The following is a 7,701-nucleotide window of genomic DNA, read 5'->3' as shown; positions in this document are numbered from 1 at the left end:
GTCGTCCAACAAGATCGTGCTGACGAGTTTGGTCGCCGAGGGCGACCTCGTCCTCTTCGACCGCAACAACCACAAGGCCGCCCATCAGGGCGCGCTGCTGATGGCCGGCGGCATCCCGGTCTATCTTTCGACCGACCGCAACGCCTATGGACTCATCGGCCCGATCCGGCCGGAGGAGCTCGACGAGACGGCGATCCGCGTGCGCATCCGCGCCAATCCGCTCATCAAGGACCCCGAGGCCTGGAAGCGCGAGCGGCCGTTCCGCGTCGCGGTCATCGAGCAGTGCACCTACGACGGTACGATCTACGACGCCCAGCGCACGCTCGAGCGGATCGGCCCCTTGTGCGACTACATTATGTTCGACGAGGCCTGGGCGGGCTTCATGAAGTTCCACCCGATCTACGAGAGCCGCTTCGCCATGGGCCTCAAGGGGCTCTCCGAGACATCTCCGGGGATCATCGCGACCCAGTCGACCCACAAGCAGCTCGCGAGTTTCTCGCAGGCCTCGCAGATCCATCGGCGCGACAGCCACATCAAGGGCCAGCGGCGCCGGCTCGAGCATAGGCGGTTCAACGAAAGCTTCATGCAATACGCTTCGACCTCGCCCTTCTATCCGCTGTTCGCCTCGCTCGACGTCGGCGCGCAGATGATGAAGGGCCGGTCGGGCGAAGTGCTCTGGGACGACACCATCCGGCTCGGCATCGAACTCAGGAAAAAGATCCGCGCGGTCCGCCGCGAGTTCGAGGAGAAGGAGCGCGATCCGGCGCGGCGCTGGTTCTTCGATCCCTTCGTCCCGGACCGCGTGGCGATCCGCGATGCGGCCTACCAGGGCGGCGCGCATGACGTGCCGTGGGAGAGCGTGTCGACCGACCTCCTCGCCCGTGACCCGCGCTTCTGGGCGCTCGCGCCCGGCCAGACCTGGCACGGCTTCCACGGCCTCGAAGAGGGCTACGCCATCACCGATCCGGCCAAGCTGACGCTCTTGACCCCCGGCTTCGACCGCAAGACCGGCGCCTACGAGCCGCACGGGATTCCCGCCCCGGTGGTCGTGCAGCATCTGCGCGAGAACCGCGTGGTGGCGGAGAAGAACGACCTCAATTCGATGCTGTTCCTGCTGACGCCAGGGGTCGAGTCGAGCAAGGCCGGGACGCTGGTCTCGACGCTCGTCGCCTTCAAGCGCCTGCACGACGACAACGCGCTGCTTGACGACGTGATGCCGGAGTTCGTCGCCAGGCGATCGGCGCGCTATCGCGGCAAGAGGCTGCGCGACCTCTGCGGGGAGATGCACGCCTTCTATCGCGAGCATGACATCAGCCGCCTGCAGAAGGCGCAGTTCGCGGCGGAGCACATCCCGACCATGGCGATGACGCCGCGGGAGGCGCAGCTGCATTTGACCCGCAACAATCTCGATTACCTGCCGCTCGACGAGCTCGAGGGGCGCGTCGCGACGACCCTGTTCGTCGTCTATCCGCCGGGCATCGCCACGATCGTGCCGGGCGAGCGGATCGACGCGCGGGCGCAGCCGATGATCGAATACCTCAAGGTGTTCGAAAAGGGCTCGAACGTCTTCCCGGGTTTTGAGTCGGAAATCCAGGGCCTGTATCGCGAAACCGACGCGTCCGGGGCGGTTCGCTTCTATACCTATGTCGTCAGGGAGTGATTCGGAACGCCGATGGACGCCAAACCCACTTCGGAAGCCGAGATGCCGCCGCAGCCGGCGGCGGAGCGACGGATCTCGGTCCGCGATTCGCGCGACGGCGATGTGCCGGCGATGCTGGCGATCTACCTGCACCACATCCGGCGGGGCGTCGATCCCGGGCTTGACGTCGGCGAGTTCGAACCGCCGGACGCCGAGGACATCAAGCGCCGCCGGAAGAACATGCAGAAGCGCAAGATGCCGCATATCGTCGCCGAGGAAAACGGCGTGGTGCTCGGCTACGCCTACGCCGTGCCGTTCCGCAAGCGCCCCGCCTACCGCTACGCGATCAAGCACTCGATCTACGTCCACAACGACCATCTCCAGCGCGGCGTCGGCCGGCTCTTGATGGGCGCGCTGATCGACGCCTGCGCGGCGTCGGGCTTCCGCCAGATGATCGGCTATATCGACGCGGCCAACCGCGCCTCGCTGGGCTTGCACGAGGCGTTCGGCTTCCGCCAGGTTGGCTACCTGCCCTCGATCGGCTTCAAGTTCGGCCACTGGACCGACACGGTCATGGTCCAGCGCTCGCTCGGGCCCGGGGGGACCGAGCCGCCGCAGGCGTGAGGGGCTTGAGGGACGGGTTCGCGCCGAGAGCGATCGATTGCCGGAGTCGACCCTAAAGAGGGTTCGCCCTCACTAATTCAATGCCGCGAAACGACGTGAAGCGGGCGTTGCAGATCGCGACTGCGAACGTCGCAAGCTGGACGGCAAGCTACCCTCGACCTGCCCGACAGGATGCCGGATCCGTATCGCCTCGTCATTCGCACTTACGGTGACGCCTTTCATTAAAGGTCCACACTGTCAGAACGAATACCGTAGCCCGATTCCGCCGTGGAGCGTCGTCCCGACGGCGCCGAACGCGGTGCCGACTACGAAGGCGTCAATGACGAGGCGATCGCTGTAGCGATATCCAAGTCGGGCGCCGTACTCGACCCACGTCGTATTGGGCAGGGCGTTCGGCGCGATCGGCCCGAAGTCATAAACGTTGACCGCGGCCCCGGCGCCCGCTCCGAACCCGTAAGCGACGGCGCCGCTGAGGTTCGCCTCAATGTTTCCATTGAAGAGATGCGTGATTTGGGCCCCGACGTGGGCGACGTTCAGGAGATCGAGGCCGTTACTGACCGTCGCCGGATACGGGTTGAGCGCGCTCGACGCCTCGGTGTAACCGCCGGTTTGCATCCAGTTTCGGCTGAGATCGCCGTAGATCGCGGCTTCGTCGGTTGGGCTCAGGCGGGCGACCCATCCAGCTCGCGCGAACAGGGAAAGGTCGCGGTTGATCGCCGAGGCTGTGCCGACCGACGTCGTCAGCCCATTGGCGTAGGAGCGAGAGTAATGGACGTCCTCGTAGGGCGTCAGCGCTCCACCGGCCTCGAGGAACGGCCGGCTCGGGCCCCACTTCCAGAAGTCGTAGACCAGCGATCCGGCGATGGTCGGCGCGTTTTCGACCGTGATGCCCGAGGCGTTCCACTGGTTGTAGGAAAAGCCGCCCATCAAGGTCAGTTCGTCGCTCAAGCCCCATCGGCCGTGGGCGCCGGCCGCGAACGAGCCGATCGAGGCGAAGCCGGAGCCGCAGCTCGAGCAGCTGACCTGCTCGGTCGCCCCGAGCAGGATGGAGCTCAGCACCCGATTGGTGATCATCTGGGTCTGCTGGGCCTTGGCGACGTTGGTGATCGAGTTCGTGATTTCGGCGACCGTCGATGTCGGCTGTGACACGAGAAACCACTCGTCGCTGGACTCATTGAGGGTGTACTTGAATCCGCCGACGATCGGCGTGCTCGCGAGCGCGAAGGCGTTTGAGGCGATTGAGCCGCCGTTGGTCGCGATCACGAGGGGAATGCCGGAACCCGTCGTCTGTCCGCCGAGGCCACCGACATTCCTGATCGTGAGCAGCGTCGTGCCGGTCGCGTGCCCGCCATTGATGATGATCTGGTCCGCAGACGAGGTCGGCCCGCCGAGCGCCACGTTCATCGTGATGTTGGCGCCCGAGCCGGAATAGTTGGTGACCGTGAGGGTCTTGAAGCCGCCGCCGGAACCGGGCGGCGCGAACACGACGATGCTGTTCGTGACGGCGAGATTGGTGATGGTCGACGGGCCCGTCAGGGTCCACGTCGTTCCGTTCGTGAGATTGACGTTGGACGTTGACGTTGAGTCGGTGCGGATGGCACCGGTCAGATTCGAGGCGTTCGCGTTCAGCGTCACGACGCTGCCCGCGGTGGCGTCGAGCAGGTTGTTCGTCCCTGCGTTGGCGGTCGTGGCGTTGAAATTGATCGTTGCGACCGAGGGATCGGCGAAGATCAGATCGCCGGACTGATTGGCGATATTGAATTTGTCAAAGGTCGCGGTCTGGCCGGTTCCGCTGGTGAAGTCGATGGCGTTCCCCGCCGTCGTGATCGCGCCGCCGCCTGCCGCGACCACGGACGCGCCGTTTCCCTGGAGCAGGACGCCGACGTCGGAGGCGTTCGTCGTCTTGATGTTGAGCACCCCCGACGCTGTGATCGCGCCGGCTGAGCCGCTTGCAGTTGAGTCGCTTGCGACCAGCGCGTAGGCGCCGGGGCCCGAGGTCGTGATCGTCGCCGTGGCGAGATTGACCTTTGCCCCCGCGCCGTCCGCGACGACGCCGTTGGCGCCGAAACCGGTCGCGGGCGAAACGCCGCCGGACGTCGTGACCGAGATCGGACCAGTCGCGTTGATGACGCCGCCAAGGCTTGCAACGACGCCGATCGCCCCTGCGCCCTGGGTCGTGAACGTGTTCGACCCGCTGAGGTTGGCTTGAGAGCCGGAGCCCGAGACGCTGAGCGCGAAGGCGTCCTGGCCCGTCGTCAAGACTGAGACGCCGCTTAGGTTGGTGACGCCGCCATCGGCGGTCACGATTGCGCTCGACGCAGCGCCTGTGGTTTGCGCCGTCACGTTGCTCAGCGTCACCGTGCCCCCGGTCGTGTACGAAGTTCCAGGGCTGGCGCCGTTATAAACGGCGTAGGCGTGATCGCCGTCTGCGGAATTGATTGTTCCTTCGGTGCTCACGGTAACTCCGGAGGCCGAGACGGAGGATCCCGTCCCCAGAACCTCAATGCCCTTGGATCCATTTCCTGTCGTCGCGATGCTCATGCCGGATAGGGTCACGCCCCTGCCGCCGTAGGCGTTCACTCCGGGCGATTCCAGTCCCGTAGTCTTGATAGACCCGCCCGTCAGCGTCGTCGCGCCGCCCGCATCCGTCGCGACGCCGTCTGCGGTCGGTCCGCTGGTCGAGATTTTGGAGTTGGCAAGCGACAGGACGCCGCCAGAGGTCAAAGCGCCATAGGGGCCGTTGTAGGCGCCGTCGGCGTGATCCCCGGTCGACGAGTCGACGCCGCCCTGCGTCGTGACGGTGACGCCGCTCGCCGTTAACGACGACCCCGAGCCGTTCACTCCGAGGCCGGTCGATCCGGCTCCGGTCGTGGAGATCGTCGCGCCGGTGAGTTCGACGACTCCGCCATTGTACGCGACGACGCCGGCGGCGCTCGCGCCGGTCGTGGAGATCGTCGTGGCGGTCCCGCTGCCGTCGAGGCCGATTGTCAGCCGGCCGCCGTTGTTCGTTTGAACGGCGTTGGCGAGCGAGCCCGCCGTCGCAATCGAGCCGCCCAGAATCGTCGTCGAACCGCCTGCACCGGTGAAGACGCCAAACATCTGAACACCCTCGGTCGCCACCGACGTGTCGGTCAGCTTGGCGACGCCGCCGGCGGGGAAAGTCCCGTAGGGCCCGTTGTACACGCCGTAGGAGTGCTGGCCGGAGGCGGTGTCATACGCGCCTGTCGTCGTAACGGTCACATTGGTGGCGTCGATTTCGGAGCCGGCGCCGTTGATCCCGAGCCCGCCTGAACCGTTGCCTGTCGTACCGATCGTCGTCCCATTGAGCGTTGCGAAGCCTCCACTGTTGGCGGTTACGGCGTAGGCGGCGTTTCCGGTCGTGTCGATGGACCCGCCGTTCACCGTTGTAGAGCCGCCGCTCTGGGTCAAGACGCCGTTTGCGCTGTCGCCGGATATCGCGATCGAGCCGCCGGAGATGTTCGTCGTTCCCGCGTTCCCAGTGACCACACCAGAAGCGCCGTACCCCGTCGTTGTGATGCTGACATTCGTGAGATTTAAGACTCCGCCGTTGGGAGTCCACGATGCGCCTCCATTGTACGCGCCGTCTGCATAGAAATCGTCGCTGGTGTCGATGCCTCCATGGGTTGTGATCGAGATGCCGTCCGCGGTAACGGTTGCGTTCGAACCGTTCACCGCAATTCCCGATGATCCGGCGCCATTCGTGAGGATCGCGGCGCCGTTCGATATCGTGACGCTGGTAGTTGGGCCCGTTGTCCCCACCGCCACTCCTAGGGCGCTCGTTCCGCTCGTTGTGATCGAGCCGCCGGAGAAGGTCGCCGTCGCTCCATCGTATACCTCGAGTCCATGCGACCAGTTGTTTGCGTCAGGCACGCTGTTGCCGCTTGTTGACACCGCGACGCCAGAGGCTTGGAGCGCCGAACCGGTTCCCTCAATAAACAATCCGTAGGAGCCGTCGCCGGTCGCATTCACTGTACCCGCGGTCAGCGTGATGTGGCCGCCCGAGTCCGCCTGCAGCGCGTTCGCGTTCGCACCTGAAGTCATGAACGAAACCGTGCCCTCGCTGGGCCCGGTGATCAGCGCGTTCAGGCCCGTGGCCTGGCCGGCGATCTCGTTATCGCCGCTCGTGGCGTAGTTGCCAGAGACGACGCAGGTTTGTCCCGCCGGGGCGACCACTCCGCCGTCCTCGAGATTGACGCACTGGGCGAGCGCCGCACTCGAGAACAGGACGAGCGCCGCGAAGCCGGCCGCTGCGACGAAGGCCGAGCCCCTGCGCCAGTATCGGTCCACTGCTAATGTCCGCATAGCGCCCCCGATGGGAAGCCGCCGCCCCCGCCTCCGCCTCCGCTTCCGGGCGTCAGCGACGCGTAGGTGGCGCCGGAGCAGAGCGAACCACCGCCCGAGCAGAGGGAAGCGAAATCGACAGGCGTCGAGACGAAGGCCGCCTCGTTCGCACCGCCGGATCTCTTCACCTGCGCCGTTTGGCCGGCATGATTGAGATCGAGGCACTCGCAGCGTCCGCCGGCGCCTTTGCTGCAGTTCCGCACTTGCTGCTCGAATGTGATCCCGGGCCGCTTCGGGCAGACCAGCGCCTGCCCACGGCCAGCGTCACGCGCATTTGCTGCGGACCCTGGACGCCGATATCGAGCACCGTGCCGCGCACGCCGATCGAAGCGGTCGGCGTCGAGATGACGTAGGCTCGCTTGTCGAGCGCGCCGGTGGTGAAGCGAAAAAGGCCCTTGGCGAGGTTGACCGTCATCTTCTGCGCGCTGACCCCGCCGGAATAGACGAAGACGTCAAGCGTCACGCGCGACGTCGGACCGATCGCCAGATTGGTCGAATCGAGAAAGACGAGTTTCGCCGTCGACTCGGCGCCGGTGCGGACAATCTCGTCGCGAAAGACAGAGTCGCCGGGGTTAAGGGCGGCGGCGGCGCCGCTGAGTTCGCGCGAGACGTTGTTGTGCGCCTCGGCGGTCGAGCCAATGTTCTGTTGCGCGCGAGCGGCCTGCCCTGCGGCAAGCGCTACGATGATCGCGAAAAGCAATCGGATTGAGCGAGGAATTGGCGCCTCCTCTTGCCAGAGACCGCCAGACCCCGCGGTTCAACCGAAATTCACTGCAGGCAATCGGAATGTCAATATCTTGATTCCATTTCGCCCCAATTCCATCAGCAATGGGACAACGCAACAACACGGCCTGCACGATCTACGGTGTCGACGTGGAAAACATAGGCGTGATCGACCCGACGCAAGTTCCTTCAAAAAGACGTCGAGCAAGGCAAACGCCGGTATTGCGCTCTATTCCCATTTCGGGACGACCGGGAAGGGCGTGTCTGGACGGCGCCCCGTCGTCAAGGGTTAGTTGAGGCTTTGCGAACGCTTCGGGTGCGGTCATGTCTGGACGGCGCCCCGTCGTCAAGGG

The 7,701-nt window shown here is 65.4% G+C and carries 4 protein-coding genes; 2 read left to right on the top strand and 2 right to left on the bottom strand.

Going from position 1 to position 7,701, the window contains the following annotated elements:
- Both ACLP25_RS30230 and ACLP25_RS30225 read left to right on the top strand, forming a co-directional pair.
- The coding region (locus ACLP25_RS30230; protein ID WP_442472788.1) for an amino acid decarboxylase at positions 1-1,660 on the top strand (1,660 nt) is incomplete at its 5' end.
- A gap of 12 nt (positions 1,661-1,672) precedes the next feature.
- Positions 1,673-2,263 carry a GNAT family N-acetyltransferase gene (locus ACLP25_RS30225; RefSeq protein ID WP_442472787.1) on the top strand — a complete coding sequence of 197 codons (591 nt, stop codon included), beginning with the start codon at positions 1,673-1,675 and terminating at the stop codon, positions 2,261-2,263.
- Positions 2,264-2,500: 237 nt separating this feature from the next.
- On the opposite strand, the gene ACLP25_RS30220 is transcribed toward ACLP25_RS30225, so the two are convergent.
- Together ACLP25_RS30220 and ACLP25_RS30215 are read right to left on the bottom strand one after the other, a co-directional pair.
- Positions 2,501-6,571 (bottom strand): beta strand repeat-containing protein, encoded by a 4,071-nt coding sequence (locus ACLP25_RS30220; protein WP_442472786.1) that lies wholly within the window; start codon positions 6,569-6,571, stop codon positions 2,501-2,503.
- 178 nt (positions 6,572-6,749) lie between these two features.
- Complete coding sequence (locus ACLP25_RS30215) at positions 6,750-7,325, bottom strand: FecR family protein (protein WP_442472785.1); 576 nt, start codon at positions 7,323-7,325, stop codon at positions 6,750-6,752.
- Between the last annotated feature and the right edge of the window lie 376 nt (positions 7,326-7,701).

Origin of the sequence: Roseiarcus sp., assembly GCF_052145395.1 — a bacterium.
Classification (GTDB): Bacteria; Pseudomonadota; Alphaproteobacteria; order Rhizobiales; family Beijerinckiaceae; genus Roseiarcus.
This window is presented reverse-complemented; position numbering and strand designations above follow the sequence as displayed.